The sequence below is a fragment of the Clostridium sp. 2218st1_F5_2218SCRN_220325 genome, assembly GCF_039062665.1.
GTDB lineage: Bacteria > Bacillota > Clostridia > Peptostreptococcales > Peptostreptococcaceae > Intestinibacter.
Genome location: NZ_JBCLNH010000008.1, coordinates 63,325 through 82,053, shown reverse-complemented (window position 1 = coordinate 82,053; position 18,729 = coordinate 63,325). Strand labels below are relative to the sequence as shown.

The 18,729-nt window shown below is 28.5% G+C and carries 17 protein-coding genes; 14 read left to right on the top strand and 3 right to left on the bottom strand.

Features of this window, described 5'->3' with window-relative positions; genetic code table 11:
• Positions 1-19 precede the first annotated feature (19 nt).
• From def to ABCM86_RS06605, 10 genes are all read left to right on the top strand, one after another.
• A complete protein-coding gene (gene def, locus ABCM86_RS06650) occupies positions 20-460 on the top strand; it encodes a peptide deformylase (RefSeq protein ID WP_195929561.1) in 441 nt (146 codons plus the stop codon).
• A 12-nt stretch (positions 461-472) separates the two neighbouring features.
• On the top strand, positions 473-1,402 hold the full coding sequence (fmt, locus tag ABCM86_RS06645; protein WP_195929562.1) for a methionyl-tRNA formyltransferase: 930 nt from the start codon (positions 473-475) through the stop codon (positions 1,400-1,402).
• 18 nt (positions 1,403-1,420) lie between these two features.
• On the top strand, positions 1,421-2,116 hold the full coding sequence (locus ABCM86_RS06640; RefSeq protein ID WP_195929563.1) for a zinc metallopeptidase: 696 nt from the start codon (positions 1,421-1,423) through the stop codon (positions 2,114-2,116).
• A gap of 101 nt (positions 2,117-2,217) precedes the next feature.
• Positions 2,218-3,543, top strand: coding sequence for a 16S rRNA (cytosine(967)-C(5))-methyltransferase RsmB (gene rsmB, locus ABCM86_RS06635; protein ID WP_195929564.1), 1,326 nt, complete (start codon positions 2,218-2,220; stop codon positions 3,541-3,543).
• 8 nt (positions 3,544-3,551) lie between these two features.
• Positions 3,552-4,583, top strand: a complete 1,032-nt coding sequence (rlmN, locus tag ABCM86_RS06630) for a 23S rRNA (adenine(2503)-C(2))-methyltransferase RlmN (RefSeq protein WP_195929565.1) — start codon at positions 3,552-3,554, stop codon at positions 4,581-4,583.
• A gap of 17 nt (positions 4,584-4,600) precedes the next feature.
• On the top strand, positions 4,601-5,353 hold the full coding sequence (locus ABCM86_RS06625; protein WP_195929566.1) for a Stp1/IreP family PP2C-type Ser/Thr phosphatase: 753 nt from the start codon (positions 4,601-4,603) through the stop codon (positions 5,351-5,353).
• A 12-nt stretch (positions 5,354-5,365) separates the two neighbouring features.
• Complete coding sequence (gene pknB / locus ABCM86_RS06620; RefSeq protein WP_195929567.1) at positions 5,366-7,174, top strand: Stk1 family PASTA domain-containing Ser/Thr kinase; 1,809 nt, start codon at positions 5,366-5,368, stop codon at positions 7,172-7,174.
• 42 nt (positions 7,175-7,216) lie between these two features.
• The gene (rsgA, locus tag ABCM86_RS06615) at positions 7,217-8,098 is read left to right on the top strand and encodes a ribosome small subunit-dependent GTPase A (protein ID WP_343003718.1); all 882 of its coding nucleotides are present in this window, start codon (positions 7,217-7,219) and stop codon (positions 8,096-8,098) included.
• A gap of 2 nt (positions 8,099-8,100) precedes the next feature.
• Positions 8,101-8,757 (top strand): ribulose-phosphate 3-epimerase, encoded by a 657-nt coding sequence (gene rpe / locus ABCM86_RS06610; RefSeq protein WP_195929569.1) that lies wholly within the window; start codon positions 8,101-8,103, stop codon positions 8,755-8,757.
• 11 nt (positions 8,758-8,768) lie between these two features.
• Positions 8,769-9,416 (top strand): thiamine diphosphokinase, encoded by a 648-nt coding sequence (locus tag ABCM86_RS06605; protein ID WP_295777360.1) that lies wholly within the window; start codon positions 8,769-8,771, stop codon positions 9,414-9,416.
• 36 nt (positions 9,417-9,452) lie between these two features.
• On the opposite strand, the gene ABCM86_RS06600 is transcribed toward ABCM86_RS06605, so the two are convergent.
• Complete coding sequence (locus tag ABCM86_RS06600; protein WP_243269541.1) at positions 9,453-9,854, bottom strand: (deoxy)nucleoside triphosphate pyrophosphohydrolase; 402 nt, start codon at positions 9,852-9,854, stop codon at positions 9,453-9,455.
• 113 nt (positions 9,855-9,967) lie between these two features.
• Between ABCM86_RS06600 and ABCM86_RS06595 the strand changes: the two genes are divergently transcribed.
• Positions 9,968-10,816, top strand: a complete 849-nt coding sequence (locus tag ABCM86_RS06595; RefSeq protein ID WP_295675307.1) for a patatin family protein — start codon at positions 9,968-9,970, stop codon at positions 10,814-10,816.
• 67 nt (positions 10,817-10,883) lie between these two features.
• On the opposite strand, the gene ABCM86_RS06590 is transcribed toward ABCM86_RS06595, so the two are convergent.
• Positions 10,884-13,487: a PEP/pyruvate-binding domain-containing protein gene (locus ABCM86_RS06590; protein ID WP_295777370.1), complete on the bottom strand. Its 2,604-nt coding sequence runs from the start codon at positions 13,485-13,487 to the stop codon at positions 10,884-10,886.
• A 745-nt stretch (positions 13,488-14,232) separates the two neighbouring features.
• Between ABCM86_RS06590 and ABCM86_RS06585 the strand changes: the two genes are divergently transcribed.
• On the top strand, positions 14,233-15,537 hold the full coding sequence (locus tag ABCM86_RS06585; protein ID WP_343003717.1) for a dicarboxylate/amino acid:cation symporter: 1,305 nt from the start codon (positions 14,233-14,235) through the stop codon (positions 15,535-15,537).
• Positions 15,538-15,823: 286 nt separating this feature from the next.
• On the opposite strand, the gene rpmB is transcribed toward ABCM86_RS06585, so the two are convergent.
• A complete protein-coding gene (gene rpmB / locus ABCM86_RS06580) occupies positions 15,824-16,012 on the bottom strand; it encodes a 50S ribosomal protein L28 (RefSeq protein WP_007286525.1) in 189 nt (62 codons plus the stop codon).
• Between the two features lie 679 nt (positions 16,013-16,691).
• On the opposite strand from rpmB, the gene ABCM86_RS06575 reads away from it, so the two are divergent.
• A complete protein-coding gene (locus ABCM86_RS06575) occupies positions 16,692-17,042 on the top strand; it encodes an Asp23/Gls24 family envelope stress response protein (protein WP_295572457.1) in 351 nt (116 codons plus the stop codon).
• A 15-nt stretch (positions 17,043-17,057) separates the two neighbouring features.
• A complete protein-coding gene (locus tag ABCM86_RS06570) occupies positions 17,058-18,701 on the top strand; it encodes a DAK2 domain-containing protein (protein WP_195931353.1) in 1,644 nt (547 codons plus the stop codon).
• Positions 18,702-18,729: the final 28 nt, after the last annotated feature.

Below are 18,729 nucleotides of genomic sequence, written 5' to 3'. Positions count from 1 at the left end.
AAATGTAGGAGGAAGAAAAATGGCATTAAGACAAATAGTGAAAATAGGGGAACCTGTTTTAAGAAAAAAATCTAAAGTAGTTAAAGAGATAAATGATAGACTTATAGACTTATTAGATGATATGGCTGATACAATGTATGAAGCTGATGGTGTAGGTCTTGCGGCACCACAAGTAGGTATACTAAAAAGAGTAGTTGTAGTAGATATAGGAGATGGACTTATAGAACTTATAAATCCAGAGATAATAGAAGCAGAAGGTGAATACCTAGACAATGAAGGTTGCTTAAGTGTTCCTGGAGAAAGTGGAGATGTATTAAGACCATACAGAGTAAAAGTTAGAGCTTTAAATAGATTTGGTGAAACTATAGAAATTGAAGGGGAAGAATTATTAGCAAGAGCTTTCTGTCACGAAATAGATCACTTAGACGGAATATTATATGTAGACAAAGTAGTAAAATAGGAGTTGATTTATTTGAAAATATTATTTATGGGAACACCTGATATAGCTAGTGGGTGTTTACAAGAACTTATAGATAAAAAATACGATATAATAGGTGTAGTTACACAACCAGACAAACAGGTTGGTAGAGGTAAAAAAATAGTATTCTCACCTGTTAAACAAGTTGCAATAGAAAATAATTTACCAGTATATCAACCGGTAAAAGCAAAAGAAGAATCTTTTATAAAAGAAATAAAAGACTTAAATCCAGATGTTATAGTTGTAGTAGCATATGGTCAAATACTATCTAAAGAATTTTTAGAAATACCTAAACATGGATGTATAAACGTGCATGTATCATTATTACCAAAATATAGAGGAGCAGCTCCTATTAACTGGGTAATAATAAATGGAGAAGAAAAAACAGGTGTTTCAACTATGTTTATGGATGAAGGGCTTGATACAGGAGATGTAATTTTACAAAGTGAATTTGCTTTAGATGATGAAATTACAGCTGGTGAACTTCACGATAAAATGACAGTAGAAGGTGCAAAAGTGCTTTGCGAAACTTTAGACTTAATAAAAGAAGGAAAAGCACCGAGAACACCACAAAATCACGATGAGTTTTCTTATGCTCCAATAATGGATAAAAATTTAGGTCACGTTGACTTCTCAAAATCTGCTAAAGAAGTACACAATTTAGTAAGGGGAGTAAATCCATGGCCAAGTGCATATACTAACTATATGGACAAAAAAATGAAAGTTTGGAAGACTAAAGTGCTAGATGAAAAGAGCTCAAAAGAGCCTGGTACTATATTAAAAGTTGACCAAGATGGTATAAAAGTAGCTACTAAAGATAATGTTATCTTAATAAGTGAAATACAAATGCCAAACAAAAAAAGAATGGAAGTAAAAGAGTTTATAAAAGGAAATACTTTAGAAGTAGGAAGCGTACTTCAATAAAGCAAGGAGTGTTTAATTATGTACTATCCATATTATTATGATCCAACATACCTAATACTAATTCCCGCTATAATACTTACGATGTACGCTCAATTTAAAGTGAGTTCAACTACAAATAAGTATTTTAGGGTTAGAACACAAAGGGGATATACTGGAGAACAAACAGCAAGAGAAATTTTAAATGCAAATGGAATATACGATGTAAGAATTGAAATGACAAGAGGTACTTTAAGTGACCACTATGACCCTAGAAATAAAGTCTTAAGACTATCACAGGATGTATATAGAGGAACATCTATAACTTCTGTAGCTGTAGCAGCTCATGAATGTGGTCATGCAATTCAACATGCGAGAGGTTATGCACCACTTACTATAAGAGGGGCTATAGTTCCTGTTGTGAATTTTGCTTCAAGTGCATCTTGGATTTTAATAATGTTGGGGTTATTTATGACTTCTTCTACATCTCTTTTAAAAATAGGAATACTTTTATTTTCAGCCACAGTAGTATTCCAATTAATAACTTTACCAGTTGAATTTAATGCATCTCACAGAGCATTAATTCAAATAGAAAATTTAGGTATAGTTAGCCGTGATGAAAGAAGAGAAAGTAAAAGAGTGCTTGATGCAGCTGCATTAACTTATGTGGCAGCGGCAGCTACTGCATTACTTCAATTATTACGATTAATTACAATTGCGAATCAAAGAGATGATTAGCATTAATATATGGTAATATAATAAGGGAATGTTACTAAGTGGAATTTAAATATAAATTTGCTATGTAACAAGCCCTTAATTTAATTAAGGAGAAAATTTTTATGAAATCAAGGAATTTAGCTTATAAGGTTTTATTTGACATCGAAAAAAATGAAAATTACTCAAATATGGCTATAAATAAGTACTTTAAAGATTGTGATTTAGATAGCAGAGATAGAGGTTTTGCGACAGAAATTATATATGGTGTTGTTGAAAATAAAATATATCTAGATTACATAATAGACAAGTTATCAAAAATAAAAAGCAATAAATTAAATCTAAAAGTAAAAATACTTCTTAGAATGGGGATATATCAAATACTATTCTTAGACAGTGTTTCTGATTATGCTGCAGTCAACGAAACTGTAAATTTAACAAAAAAACTAGACAATAGGTCTGCTGGATTTGTAAATGCAGTTTTAAGAAACGTTATAAGACAAAAAGAAGATATAGGCGAAGTTAAAATAAAAGATACTGTAGATAATTTATCTACTAAATATTCATATAACAAATGGATAGTTAGAAACTGGATAAGCAAATTTGGTAGAGAGTTTACAGAAGACTTATTAGAAGCAAATGCAGAAAGACCAAGTCTATACTTAAGAGTAAACACTTTAAAAACAAATAGAGATGAATTAATATCATTATTAGAAAAACAAGATGTACAATGTGAAAAAGTTCCTTTTATACAAGAAGCTATAAAAGTAAACAACCTTAAAAATATAGAAAACAACGAACTATACAAAAAAGGATTATTTACAGTACAAGATATAAGCTCTATGTTAGTCGGTAAAATATTAAATCCACAAAAAGACGCTAAAGTTTTAGATGTATGTAGTGCTCCAGGCGGAAAAACTACTCACATAGCGACTCTTATGGAAAATAGCGGACAAGTAGTATCAAGAGATATATTTGAGCACAAAATAAAACTAATACAAAACTCTGTAAATCGTTTAGGACTTAAAAACGTAGATGTAGAATTATTTGATGCTCTTAGCTTAGATAAAGAAAGCATCGATAAATTTGACTATGTTCTTGCAGATGTTCCTTGTTCAGGTCTTGGAATAATAAGACGTAAACCAGAAATAAAATATAAAGAAAAAGAAGAAATAAAAGATCTTCCTAAACTTCAAAAACAAATACTTCAAAATGCAGCTAAGTATGTAAAAGTAGGCGGAACTTTAATTTATAGTACTTGTACAGTACAAGATGATGAAAATATAGAAGTAGTTGAGAATTTCTTACAAAGCAACAAGAGATTCCAATTTGAAAAGATTGAAAATATAAATATAGATCTAGAAAATGAAGATAAAGGATATCTAAAAATTTATCCAAACATACACGGTATGGATGGATTCTTTATAGCTAAATTAAAAAGAGTAAGGTAGGTAGCATCATGGAAAATAAAAAAATAGCTCTAAAAAACTTTACTGAAGAAGAATTAAAAGAATTTATGAAAGAAATTGGAGAAAAACCATTTAGAGGGACTCAAATTTATTCATGGATATACAAAGGTGCAAAAACTTTTGATGATATGAAAAATATTCCTAAATCTCTTAGAGAGAAGTTAGAAAAAGTTTCTTATATAGGTAACTTAGATATTGAATTAGTGTTAAAATCTAAAGTAGATAAGACAAAAAAATACTTATTTCTACTAAACGATGGAAACATAATCGAGTCAGTAATGATGGAATATGAAGATAGAGTTACAGCATGTATATCAAACCAAGTAGGATGTAGAATGGGATGTAGATTCTGTGCATCTACAATGGATGGACTTATTAGGAATTTAGAACCATGGGAGATTTTAGATCAAATAATAAAAATCCAAGAAGATACAGGAAAAAGAGTATCAAACTTAGTCCTTATGGGAAGTGGAGAACCGCTTGATAACTTTGAAAATACTAAGCAATTTTTAAAAGTTGTAAATGATAAAAATGGTCTTAACATAGGATATAGACATATAACACTGTCTACTTGTGGAGTAATACCAAAAATGTATGAATTGGCGGATTTAAATATACCTATTAATTTAGCATTATCTCTGCATTCACCTTTTGACGATAAAAGAGCAGAAATAATGCCAGTGGCTAAAGCTTATAAAGTAAAAGACTTAATAAAAGCGTGCCAAAACTACATTGATAAAACTAATAGAAGAGTAACATTTGAATACTCTTTAATAAAAGGAGTAAATGATTCAAAGGCAGAATCTGATGAAATAAGTAAACTATTAAAAGGTATGTTATGTCATGTAAATTTAATTCCTATAAATAAAGTTGAGGAAAGAGATTTCGAAAGACCAGATAAAACTTATATTTATAAATTTAGAGATGCCTTAGAAAAAAATAATATACCAACTACTGTAAGAAATTCCATGGGTTCTGACATTGGTGGAGCATGTGGACAATTGAGAAGAAAACACAAGTAGGAGAAGGGGGTAACAATATGATTTTTAGTTTAGCGTCTGATATAGGCAAAGTTAGAAAAAATAACGAAGATTTTGTAGATGCAAAAATCATATGTAAAGATGATGAAACAAAAATAGGCATATTTGCCTTGGCTGACGGCATGGGAGGTCACAATAAAGGTGAAGTCGCTAGTCTAATGGCTGTAAATGGCATTATTGAATTTTTATCTGAAAGTTTATCTCAATCAGGAAATATAAAAATAGACTATTTTGATGACATTATAAAACAAGCATACAATCAAGTAAATTATAGCATACTTGAAAAATCCAAAGAAGATGAATCATTTAATGGTATGGGGACGACTCTTGTCACTGTAGTAATATATAACGATGATATGTATGTAGCCAATGTCGGTGATAGCAGATGTTATATAATGAGAGATGAAGAGCTAAAACGAATAACAATAGATCACTCTGTAGTAGAAGATTTAGTAAGGATGAATATTATATCAGAAGAAGAAGCTATGACACATCCAATAAGAAACCATATAACTAGAGCTATGGGAACAGATGAAATGGTTATAGTAGATATATTTAGAAAAAAGCTAAAGCCTCATGATAAAATTTTAATGGCTACAGATGGACTTACAGGATATGTTTTAGATGAAAAGATAGAAGAGATTTTGACAAGTGATGATAATATAAATGTAATAACTAATAACTTAATAGAATTTGCAAATGATGTATCTGGCAAAGATAATACATCTGTTATATTAATTGAGCAAAGTTAGGACGGTGATAATGTGGAACAAACAATTTTAGGTAATAGATATCAAATTATTAAGAAAATTGGCGATGGGGGAATGGCTTTTGTATATCAAGCAAAAGATAAGCTTTTAAATAGAATTGTAGCTGTTAAAGTTTTGAGGCCAGAGTTTGTCGATGATAAGGACTTTTTAGCGAAATTTAAAAGAGAAGCAGAAGCCGTTGCTAATATAACACATCCTAATATAGTGAATGTATATGATGTAGGTCAAGAGGGGAAAGTTCACTATATAGTAATGGAATATGTAGATGGACAAAATCTAAAAGAAATAATAAAAAACGAAGGTGTTTTAGATGAATATACTGCTCTTGATATTACAAAGCAAATAGCTCAAGCACTGAGCGCTGCTCATAAAAAGGGCGTAATTCATAGAGATATAAAACCTCATAATATATTGATTTCTAATGAAGATAGACAAGTTAAAGTTGCGGACTTTGGTATAGCTAAAGCTGTTTCAAATTCAACAATTACTAATATAGGAAGTATAATTGGTTCTGTGCATTATTTCTCACCAGAACAAGCAAAAGGTCAGCCAGTTGCTAATAATGCAGACTTATACTCTCTAGGTATAGTATTGTATGAGATGTTAATCGGAAGAGTACCATTTAGAGGTGATAGCCCAATTTCAATTGCACTTCAACATATAAATGAAGAAATTGAATTTACACAAGAAGAAAAGACTAAAATACCTCACAGCATAAGAACTTTAATAAGCAAGATGACTGAAAAATCTCCTGAAGATAGATACCAAAGTGCAGAAGAAGTAATAGAAGATATAGATTACATAGAAAAAAATATAGATTTAGATTTTATAAAAGAGTACGACAATTATGTGACTCAAAAAATAGATCAAGATAAATTACTTGCAAAATCTAAAAGATATAACACAAATAGAAACTATTATGAAGAAGATTTAGAAGACTATTCAGATGAATACGAAGATGAAGAAGATTATTACGAAGAGCAAAAGCCAGTAAGAAAAAGTAATAAAAATAATGTAAGCAAGAAAGCTAAAAAGAAAAAACGCAACAACACTAAAAAAATAATAATAGGAGTTATAGCTTTAGCAGTTGTTGTAGTAGCGTTATTTGGAGGTAAGCTAGCTATAAATGCTTTCCTTAATAACAATACAAGTAGCAACGGTCAAGTAGAATCTTTTGATGTGCCTAATTTTGTTGGAATATCAATTGATGATGCTAATAAGCAAGCAGCTAAATTAGGATTAAACATACAAACTACAGAAGAATACAATACAGAGGTTAAGGCTGGATATATAATATCTCAAAGTCCACAAATGGGAAAAGTACAAACTGGAGATACTATAAATGTAGTTGTAAGTTTAGGTGGAAAGGCTGCAACTGTACCAAATTGTGTAGGTATGTCATATGAAAAAGCTAAAAAACTTATAGAATCAAATAATTTAAAAGTTGGTTCTAGAAGTTATGAATACAGCGATTCGTATGAAGAAGGAGTTGTAATTTGGCAAAATCCTTCCTCTGGAACAAATGGCGTAATGCAAAATACAACAGTTGATTTAGTTATAAGTAAAGGTAAAAAACCAGAAGATAATACAACTAAACCAGACGACAATAATCAAAATAACTCAGGAGATAACAATAATTCAGATAACTCAGGAGATAATAATGACAGTAATACAGATAATCCAGGAGATAATAATAACCCAAATAACCCAGGAGATAGTGGTAATACTGACAATAATGGTAGTAGTGGGAATACTGAATCTCAACAAAATGCTAGTATAAGAAAAGGTGATTATTGGGTTTAGGAGTATTTAAACCAAATAATTAAAAATTTTAGGAGGGCTTTAATGATAGAAGGTAGGATAATAAAAGGTATTGGAGGCTTTTATTACGTAGATACAGATAATGGTCTGTATGAATGTAGAGCTAGAGGAATTTTTAGAAAAAATAAAATAACGCCTTTAGTTGGAGATTTTGTAAAAATAAGTGTAGTAGATGAAGAAAATAAAAAAGGTGTAGTAGAAGAAATAGCAGAGAGAGAAACAGAACTTGTTAGACCTCCTATTGCTAATGTAGATAAGGCATTAATAGTATTTGCTGTTAAAAATCCAACGCCTCATTTATCTTTATTAGATAGATTTATAGTTCTTGCAGAGAGAGAAAATTTAGAAATTGTAATAATACTTACAAAAATAGATTTAGATGATGACAATACTTTTGAAAAAATAAAAAATATCTATGAACCTTGTGGATATAAGGTTATAGGGGTTAGTAATTTAGAAAAGAAAAATATCGACAAAGTAAAAGAAGAATTAAAAGACAATACAGTTGTTTTTGCAGGACCATCAGGAGTAGGAAAATCTAGTTTATTAAACGAAATAGATAAGAACTTTAAGCTAAAAACTGGTGATGTCAGTGATAAGATAAAAAGAGGTAAACATACAACAAGACATGCTGAATTATTTGAATTAGAGTTTGGTGGTATGGTTGCAGATACTCCAGGGTTCAGTTCTTTAACACTTGACGATATAGAAGATGTAGACTTAAAAGACTATTTTATCGAATTTGACAATTATGATGATTGTAAATTTGGATCAAGATGTATACATCAGAATGAACCAAATTGTGCAGTTAAAGAAGCTGTCGAAAATGGAGAAATACCAAAAGAAAGATATGAAAGTTATATACAATTATTAAATGAAATTAGACAAGGGAAGAGGAGATATTAGATATGATTAAATTAGCACCATCGATTTTATCAGCGGATTTTGCAAGGTTACTAGAAGACGTAAAAAAAGTAGAGAAAGCAGGGTGTGAATATCTACATATAGATGTTATGGATGGGCATTTTGTGCCAAATATAACTTTAGGACCGGCTATAGTTAAATCGCTAAGAAAAGATGTCAACATGGTATTTGATGCACATCTTATGATAGAAAATCCAGACAACTATATAAAAGAATTTGCAGATGCTGGATGTGATATAATAGTAGTTCATCAAGAAGCGTGTACACATCTTCACAGAACTATTCAAAATATAAAATCACATGGAGTAAAAGCGGGAGTTGCTTTAAATCCTGCTACACCGATAGAAACTATAAAATACGTATTAGAAGATGTAGATATGGTACTTTTAATGTCTGTAAATCCAGGATTTGGTGGACAATCATATATACCAGTAGTAACAAAAAAGATAAAAGAATTAAGAGCATTAATTGATGAAATGGGACTTGATATAGATATAGAAGTAGATGGAGGAGTTAAGCCATCAAATATATCTGAAGTTGTAAATGCTGGTGCTAATGTAATCGTAGCTGGTTCTGCTATATTTAATGCAGGTGATATAGACGAAGCTGTTAAATCACTTAGAGAAAATGCTAGTAAGTAGGGTGATTAAAAGTGAAAGTTTGTATAGTATTAAATGGAAGTATCAACGACTACAATAAAACAAAAAATATAATTAAAAATCAAAACTACGATTATATTATAGGTGCAGATGGTGGATGTAATCACTTATACAAAATGGATATACTACCGAATTATGTTATAGGTGATTTGGATTCTATTAATGATAAATTAATAAAATATTATGAAGATAAAAATATAATATTTAAAAAGTTTCCAACTCATAAAGATGAAACAGACGCAGAAATATGCATATATTTAGCAAAAACATTAAATGCTACAGAAATACATTTTATTGGAGCTTTAGGCGGTCGTATAGACCATGCATTATCTAATATAGGGCTTATGTATTATGTATTAGAAATGGATATTGAACCTAAAATATTGACTAGTGAAGAAGAGATGTTTATTATACACAATAATACAAAAGTCATAAAAGGAAAAAAAGGGGATACACTTTCTATATTAGCGCTTAAGCAAGATGCTATTAATGTAACTTTAGAAAAATTAGAATATCCTCTAAACAAAGCTAGGGTTTCATATTTATCACCACTAGGGATTTCAAATGTTATGTTAGAAGATGAATGTAATATAACAGTAGAAGATGGATATTTATTAGTTATAAGAAATTTAAATGTATAGAGATAAAATAAAGGTCAGTTTAAAATAAACTGACCTTTATTTATTTGAATTTATAACTTTATCTACTAGTGGTATATCTGCAGGGGCCCAAACAAGTGATTTTAAATTTTCTTTTTTTAGATAAATCAACTTAGAATGTTCATCTGCTATAGGTTCTCCTTCTACTAAAATACATTTTAGTGCAGTTAAACTAACTATGATATTTTCATATTCATGTATATTTTTACCGATGATTTCAGTAGCTTTAACTGAGCATTTTAATTCTTCTTTTATTTCGCGCTCGATAGCCTCATGCTCACTTTCACCTTTTTCAATCTTACCTCCAGGAAACTCCCACATATTAGGAAGAACCATTATAGGGGATCTAAGGGCACATAATATTTCATTGTTTTCATTTTCAATAACTGCTGCTACGACTTCTACTAATTTTTTATCCATAATCCACCTCCATAAATAAGATAACATATAATAAATAAAACTTCTATGGTAGTAATATACAAAATCTTTGTTATAATATATAAATATACATAAATTAGAAAGAAGGGGTAGAAGTGATTAAAGCAGGTCTTGTGGTGGAAGGAGGCGGTATGAGAGGTGTTTATGCTGCTGGAGTACTTGATTTTTTTATGGAAAAAGACTTATATTTTACAAATAATTATGGCGTTTCTGCAGGAGCATGCCATCTTTGTAGTTATTTATCAAAACAAAATAAAAGGGCCTTTCGTGTAAATGTCGATTATTTACAAGATAAAAGATACTGTAGTGTTAGAAGTTTAATAAAAACTGGCGATTTATTTGGGGCAGAGATGCTTTATGATATAATACCGAATCAATTGGATTTATTTGATTATGACGCATTTAAAAACAATAATGCTAATTTTTATAGTGTAATCACAAATATAAATACAGGTAAACCTGAATATATAAAAATAAACGACTTAAAAAATGATATTATCTATATTAGAGCTTCAAGTTCACTTCCTTTTTTAGCTCAAAATGTAAAAATTAAAGATGAGTATTACCTAGATGGAGGTATATCAGATTCTATTCCAATCAAAAAATCAATAGATGATGGAAATAAAAAGAACGTAGTAATATTAACTAGAGACAAAACATATAGAAAATCAAAAACATCATTGATACCATTTATGAAGATTAAATATAAAAAATATCCTAATTTAATAAATAGTATGGCAAATAGATATATAGTATATAATCAGACTTTAGATTTTATTGAAGAATTAGAAAAATCCCAAGATGTATTTGTAATAAGACCTAAAAATCCAGTAAAGATAGGCAGAACAGAGAAAAATAAAGAAAAATTAGAAGCTCTTTATAATGAAGGATATAATGATGCAAAAGATTGTTATGAAGAATTAATAAAATATTTAAATATATAAAGAAGTTGTAGCATATTTATGCTACAACTTCTTTATATAAATTATAAAATTAATATATAACTAAAATTTATTTACATATTACAATTTGTTCTTTTATATCAGAATAGATTTCAAGTCCTTTTGTAGAGTAGACCTTGACTACATCTATATTTATTGAATTAGAAAATTCAGAAGCTATATTTTTGAGTTTTTTAAGTGAGTCTTCATTAAATACAACATTATCTTTATTGTCGAATAAAGCTACATAGAATATACCTGTTTCAACTAAGTCTTGGAAGAAATGACTTCCATAAGATAATTCAGGAACCACGTCTTTATCACTATATGCAATTTCGCACATAACAGACATATTGTTGAGTTCTGTAAAATGGACAGGTACTCCAAGTGACGGAGTAGATGTTCCCCAACGCCCTGGACCCATTAGCATAGTATTTTTATCTTTTAGTGAAGTATTTAAAATTCCTATTTGACGAGCTATTTTATATTTATCAACTTCACTTAGGCTAAGGTATTCATCTACTGATACATATACAATATAATCTATTGGAAGACGGATATTTCCGCCCATAAAATTGCCTTTAGAAGAAAATAGACAGTCTTTTTTATTTAATAATTTAGGAATTTCGATAGATTTACCTAGACCTCTAGTTTGAAGCGGTCTACATTGAACAATATTGATTTTGAAGCTACCATCTTTTTTAAAGTTAGCTGTAAACTCTATATCTACAGGATAGTCATATTCTTTTGAAATTATATGTAATGCTTTTTTCATTGCCTCTGGAAAAGATGAATATTTTAATAATTTCTTAAAATTAAGTATATAAGGCGCACTATTAGGATTTAATCCTAGTTCTTTTAGTCTTATCTGAGTATTATAATCTTTAGAGCCAAATAAATTTATATCTGTTTTTAAATCTTCATTTATTACAACATCTAAATTTACATGGATGTGTTTGTTTGTACTTAGACTCAATACATCTACGGTATGCTGAGAGTATTTTTGTTCATCATTAGAATTCATAATAGGAAGTCGCATAGGGTCATCTAAAGTAACTATTCTTACATAATCACCGATTATACGGTCTACAGCTCTTGTCCCCAATCCGAAAACTAACCTTATCATACCATCATCCATATTTACATTTTCATCATATACATATAAATTAGAAGAATTTCCTACTCCTGCTAAGTGAGGGAAGTAGTACTCGCCGTGATAATCACCAGAAACCCTTTGGACTAAAATTGCCATTTGTTCATCTTTTTTATCTAAGCCCCTAGTTTTTCTATAATTTATTGCATCATCACTCATAGTACTTGCATATACAATTTTTATTGCATTTATAAATTCATTTAGTCTTTGCTTTGGAGTACCTTGATTTACACAAAATACACTTTCGTATTTGCCGGCAAATGCATTTCCAAAGTTATCTTCTAGTAAAGAGCTGGATCTTACTATTATAGGAGATTGGCCGAAGTACTCTAACATCTGCATAAATTGGTCTTTTATATCTTCTGAAAAATCTCCATTTTCAATTTCTTTTTTTAAAATAGGAGCGTATTTAAAATATCCTTCATCAGTTTTTTGTTTACTTCTTAAATCCCATAAATTATTTTCAACTATATAAGAATAATAAATATCAGTGCCGATAAAAAATGAATCGTGTTTTTCGAGTATAGGTTTGAAGTAGTCTTTTGTATCATCTAAAGAAGTTAAAATCTGAGTTGCAAGCAACATACCGATGCTTTTTCCGCCGATATTTCCAGTCCCGATTAATCTAGAAGTTATTTTTAATATATCGCTGAGAGAAAAGTATTTCATAACCATGTTGAAAATTTTTGAATCGTTTCCAATTAAACAAGATATTAATAGTTTTTTCATATCATCTTGGTTTTCTTTATTGTCCTTTAATGCTTTTCTAGCTGCGTCAAGAGTTCGTCTCCAATATCCCATTTTTTTGCTACTTCTCCAATTTATATTTGAAAATAATTTTACTGTATCATCGCTTGAAGTTATCTGAACAGCTTGGTTACCATTTATTTGAAGAGGTAAAAACATAGTTGGAGAAAAACGGTCGGATACTTTAAGTGGATGTATATAAAATTTGTCCTTTATTGTATATATATCAAATATAACTTTTGCAATATGTCTTACCTTAGAAGGTAAAACATATGAATGAGCTTTTCTCATAATTGCAAAACACGATACAGTATTTAGTTTATGAAGATAAGAGCATATTACAGAAAAAAAGTTTAATATCATAGAGTCAGAGTGCCACATTCTCTGTAGAGATGTCAGGTTATCGAATACATAATAGCAATTTTCGCCTTGAGATTTTATAATTTCATGAACTTTTAAAGTAAAGTAGTTAAAGCCTATATTTGGATCTAAATCAAATATTTTTATATTAGTTAAATCATCACTTATAGGTTCGTTGTTGATACTATCTTTAGTGTTATCGAGTGGATTGTCAAATACGGGTTTTTTGTCTGCAAATTTGAAATATACGATAATTTTATTGTTAGCTCTAGCTCGATTTATAAATGGAGTTATAAATTTTTTATAATCGTTAATTGTACCTACTTGACATACAATGCTATCTCCAAGTCTTAGCATATTTATAGATTTATCAAAATCATCAATACCAGTACTTACAAAATTAGAATTTATCATAGGAAAAACCCCCTTAATTAAAAACATTAGAAATGAAATGTATGAATTAAAGTTTATGAAAAGATTTCTATATATATAAAAGTGTAGCATAGAATTTATATAAAATAAAACAAAAAATAGAAATCATATATCTTATAAGAAGTGAATAATATTTACTATGCGAGGAGTGATTAGTATGAAGATGATAACTATAAAAATGCCAAAATGGATATCTAACATAATATTAAAATTTATGAAAAAAAGTAAATAAGAATTTAAATAAATTAGACTCTCATAAGAAGAAAATAATAACTTTTGCAATGAAGATGAAATTTTTCGCAAAAGTTATTTTTTATGCAAATTTTTATTAATTTGTTTTTAGTGTAAAAAGAAGGTTGTAAAAAAATAATTGCATTTGGAATAATTATGAAATAAAGCTATATATTGAAAAACTATAATTTTATCTAGTTATATCAACGATGAAATGAAAAAAAATTTTTTTAAAAGTTATTTTTCTAGTAATTAAGTATAGTTTAATTTACAGAAAATTATGTTTTTTGATATTTTTATTTATTTTTTTTCATTTTGTGCTATAATATGTAATATATTAGAGTTGGAAATTGAAAAAATAATATATGATTTAATCTTAGTTCATATAAAGTAAACAATATTTTTTTACTATTTAAAATAAGAATTCAAATTATATATTTAAACAAAGATTTTACAATAGATAACAATATTAATAAACTAAAGGAGAGGTTGAAAAATGGAGAGAAGTAATAAAAAACTTGGATTGACAACAAAAATTTTTATTGGTCTTATATTAGGGGCAATATGTGGGGTGATATTATACTATTATGTTCCTAATGGAACTTTTAGGGATGATATATTAATTAATGGTGTATTTTATGTAGTAGGTGACGGTTTTTTAAGATTAATGCAGATGCTAGTTGTTCCTTTAGTATTTTGTTCATTAGTATGTGGTAGTGCAGCTATAGGTGATACTAAGACTTTAGGAAAAGTTGGGATGAAAACAGTAACTTTTTATATGCTTACAACAGCATTAGCTATAACAGTAGCTTTATCAGTTGGTAAAATTATAAATCCTGGTATAGGATTAGATATAAGTTCAGTTCAGCAAGCGGAGACTCAAGTTGCAGAAGCAACTAGTATAGCTGATACGCTTTTAAATATAATTCCTAAAAATCCAATTCAAGGATTAGCAGAAGGAAATATGCTTCAAATAATATTATTTGCATTAATAGTAGGTATATTAATAGCAAAAATGGGAGAAAGAGCAGGTTTATTATTAAAAGGATTTACTCAATTTAATGATTTAATGATGGAAATGACTTCGCTTATAATGAATGTCGCTCCATTTGGTGTATTTTGCTTAATAGCTAAAAATTTTGCTAATATAGGATTTGATGCGTTTTTACCAATGTTAAAATATATGCTTAGTGTATTTATAGCATTAGGGGTACAATGTTTTGTAGTTTATATGTTATTCCTAAAAGTAACTACTGGATTAAATCCAGTTAAATTTATCAAAAAATTTGCTCCAGTTATGGGATTTGCATTTTCAACAGCGACATCAAATGCTACAATACCTATGTCAATAGATACATTACATAAAAAAATGGGTGTTTCTAAAAAAATATCATCATTTACAATACCTCTAGGAGCTACTATAAATATGGATGGTACTTCTATAATGCAAGGTGTTGCCGTAGTATTTGTTGCACAAGCATTTGGCATAACATTAACTCCAATGGATTACTTAACAGTTATAGCTACTGCTACGCTTGCATCAATAGGTACAGCAGGAGTTCCAAGTGTTGGACTTATAACTTTATCAATGGTATTTACATCAGTTGGATTACCAGTAGAAGGTATAGCTTTAATAATGGGTATAGATCGTATATTAGATATGACAAGAACTGCAGTTAATATAACAGGGGATGCAATTTGTACAACTATAGTTGCATATCAAAATAAAGATGTAGACATAGAAGTGTTTAATGAAGAAAAAGAGGCAGTTGAAATAGATCAATCAGAAGCTATAATATAATAGCTATATATAGAAGTAATAAAAAAGATACCGTATGATTTGCGGTATCTTTTTTTTATTCTAAGGAAATTATATTTATTTATAAATTGTAGATAAGTATAATTTCCGTATATTTATTTCAAAAAATATATTTTAAAATTTTTAGGATAAATATTTTTTATATTATTTTATAATATTTAAAATACAGTTCATTAAAATATATTAACATCTAAGTAAAATAAAAAAGAGACTGTCACAAAATAATAAATATTTTGCGATAGTCTCTTAATTAATAATAATAAAATTATTAAGCTCTCTCAACTTTTCCTGAACGTAAACATCTTGTACAAACTTTAACTCTTTTTGGAGTTCCTTCTTCTACAACTCTAACGTTTCTTAAGTTAGCAGACCAAGTTCTTTTATTATGTTTGTTTGAGTGTGATACTTGGTTTCCTGAAACTTTACCTTTACCACATACGCAACATACTTTTGCCATCTTAGCACACCTCCTTAATTAATAATCTTTTTTAAGACTGAAACATATTTATATTAACACAAACATTAATATTTTGCAAGACAAATTATGATAATGATTTATTTCGTATTGAAGAATTTATCATTATCATATAAAATTATATATATAAATCGCCATAATGTAAATATTAAAATAGAAAATAATAAATTATTTTTTTAAAATTCATTTTAAAAACTGTAAATAGCAATCAAATACCCATTATGTAAAATTTTGTATATTGTCAAAATATGATAAATAATGAAAGATTTTTAAGTGTTATAAAAAAATACTAAATTGACTATAATTATTATAAGTAATACTTAAATAGAAAATTTAGTTATATTTATATTTATTAAATGTTTATTAAAACTTATTATTTTATAAATTAATATTTAATTAATATAAATATATTTTAATAATAAGTGTAAAACTTTTACTTAAATTAAATACTTAAAGTACCAAATCTATATAAATCTTGACATAAGATTTTATTATTAAATCTTTAATTTATTGAGATTTTATAGTATTATATACTAATAATTAATTATTTAAAAATATTTTGTGATAAATTTTAGATTTAAAAAGTTAAGAATATGTAAACTTTACATAGTTTTTGTACAAAATAAAATTAATAAAATAAAATTTAAGGGGGTTAAAAACCATGAGTGCAAAATTAAACAATAAATATGGATGTATAGAAATAGATAAACAAGTTATAGCTCAAGTAGTATATAGAGCAGCTATGGAAAGCTATGGTTTAGTAGGTTTTTCACAAAAAATAAAAGGTATAGTTGAATTACTAAAAGAAGGCAATATAGCAAAAGGTGTAAAAGTAGTAGAGTTAGAAGACAATACTATAGAAATAGAGTTATCAGTTATAATGCAATATGGAATCAATATAGCGACTGTTGCAAATAACATAATTGAAAGAGTTAAATATTCTGTTGAAAATGATACAGGTATAAAAGTCAGCAAAATAGACGTTAACGTTCAAGGTATTCGAGTAAAGTAATTTAGGAGGAAAGAAATGATTCAAAATATAGACGGAAAACAAGTAAGGGATATGTTTGTTTCTGGTGCAAATAACCTTAAAAATCATAAAGACTTAGTAGATAAATTAAATGTGTTCCCAGTTCCAGATGGAGATACAGGAACAAATATGTCTCTAACTATATCTTGTGCAATAAAAGAATTAAACAAAGTAGAACAAGATGACATAGGACAACTTGGAAAGGCTCTTTCTAAAGGTTCTTTAATGGGTGCTAGAGGAAACTCAGGAGTTATATTATCTCAAATAATAAGAGGTATAGCTAAATCAATAGAAGGTAAAGAAACACTTAATAGCATGGATATAGCTGAAGCATTAAAAAATGGTTCTGATACGGCTTATAAGGCTGTAATAAAACCAGTTGAAGGAACTATCTTAACAGTAGTAAGAGAAAGTTCAGACTATGCTTTAAAAGCTGCAGCATTAGAAGAAGACGTAATTGAATTTATGAAACTTCTAGTAAAAGAAGCTAACAACTCATTAGACAGAACTCCAGAATTATTACATGCTTTAAAAGAAGCTGGTGTTGTTGACTCTGGTGGTAAAGGGTTAGTTTTAGTATACGAAGGTATGTTAAAATCATTAGAAGGTCAATTTGTAGAAAGTCAAGAGATACAAACAACAGAAACTACTTCAGTACAAGTTGAAAATAGACTATCTACTGAAGATATAAAATTCCAATACTGTACAGAGTTTATACTTGAAACTGACAAAATATCTGACTTAAAAATGCGTGATATAATGATTAAATATGGAGACAGCTTAGTAGTTGTTGGTGATGACGGAATAATAAAAGTTCACGTTCATACTAATACTCCTGGTACGGTTCTTCAAGAAGCTTTAGCTTATGGTCAATTATTAACTATAAAAATAGAAAACATGAAATTACAACATGAAAACAAAGTAATAAAAGATGCACAAGAAGACAAAGAAGTTTCAGAACAAGCTGCTGTATCAGAAGAACCAAAAGAATTTGGATTTATAGCAACTTCAATGGGGCAAGGTTTAGCTAAAATATTTAAAGATTTTGGTGTTGATCACATAATAGAAGGTGGTCAAACTATGAACCCAAGTACTGAAGACTTTATGAATGCAATAGAAAAAATGAATGCACACAATATAATTATATTACCAAATAACAGCAATATAATTATGGCTGCAAATCAAGCTAAAGATTTAAGTGATAAAAATATAATAGTAATACCTACAAAAAACGTATCTCAAGCATTTGCTGCATTAGTTAACTTTGATGCTGATTTAACTATAGAAGAAAATGAAGCTAACATGGTAGAAGCTTTATCTACAGTTAAGAGTGGGCAAGTTACTTATGCTGTTAGAAACACTGTAATAAACGATGTTGAGGTAAAAGAAGGTAATATTATAGGTTTAGGTGAAGGTAAGTTATTATCAGCAGGTGATAATATAGATGAAATAACTACAAACCTTATAGAAAGTTTAGTAGATGAAGATAGTGCTATAATAACTTTATTCTATGGCGAAGATATTAAAGAAGAACAAGCAGAGGCTTTAAGAGAATCTCTAGAAGAAAAATTTGAAGATATCGACATAGAACTATACTATGGAGGCCAACCAATTTATTATTATTTAGTATCTGTTGAATAAAGAAATAAAATTATGTAAATAATGGGGG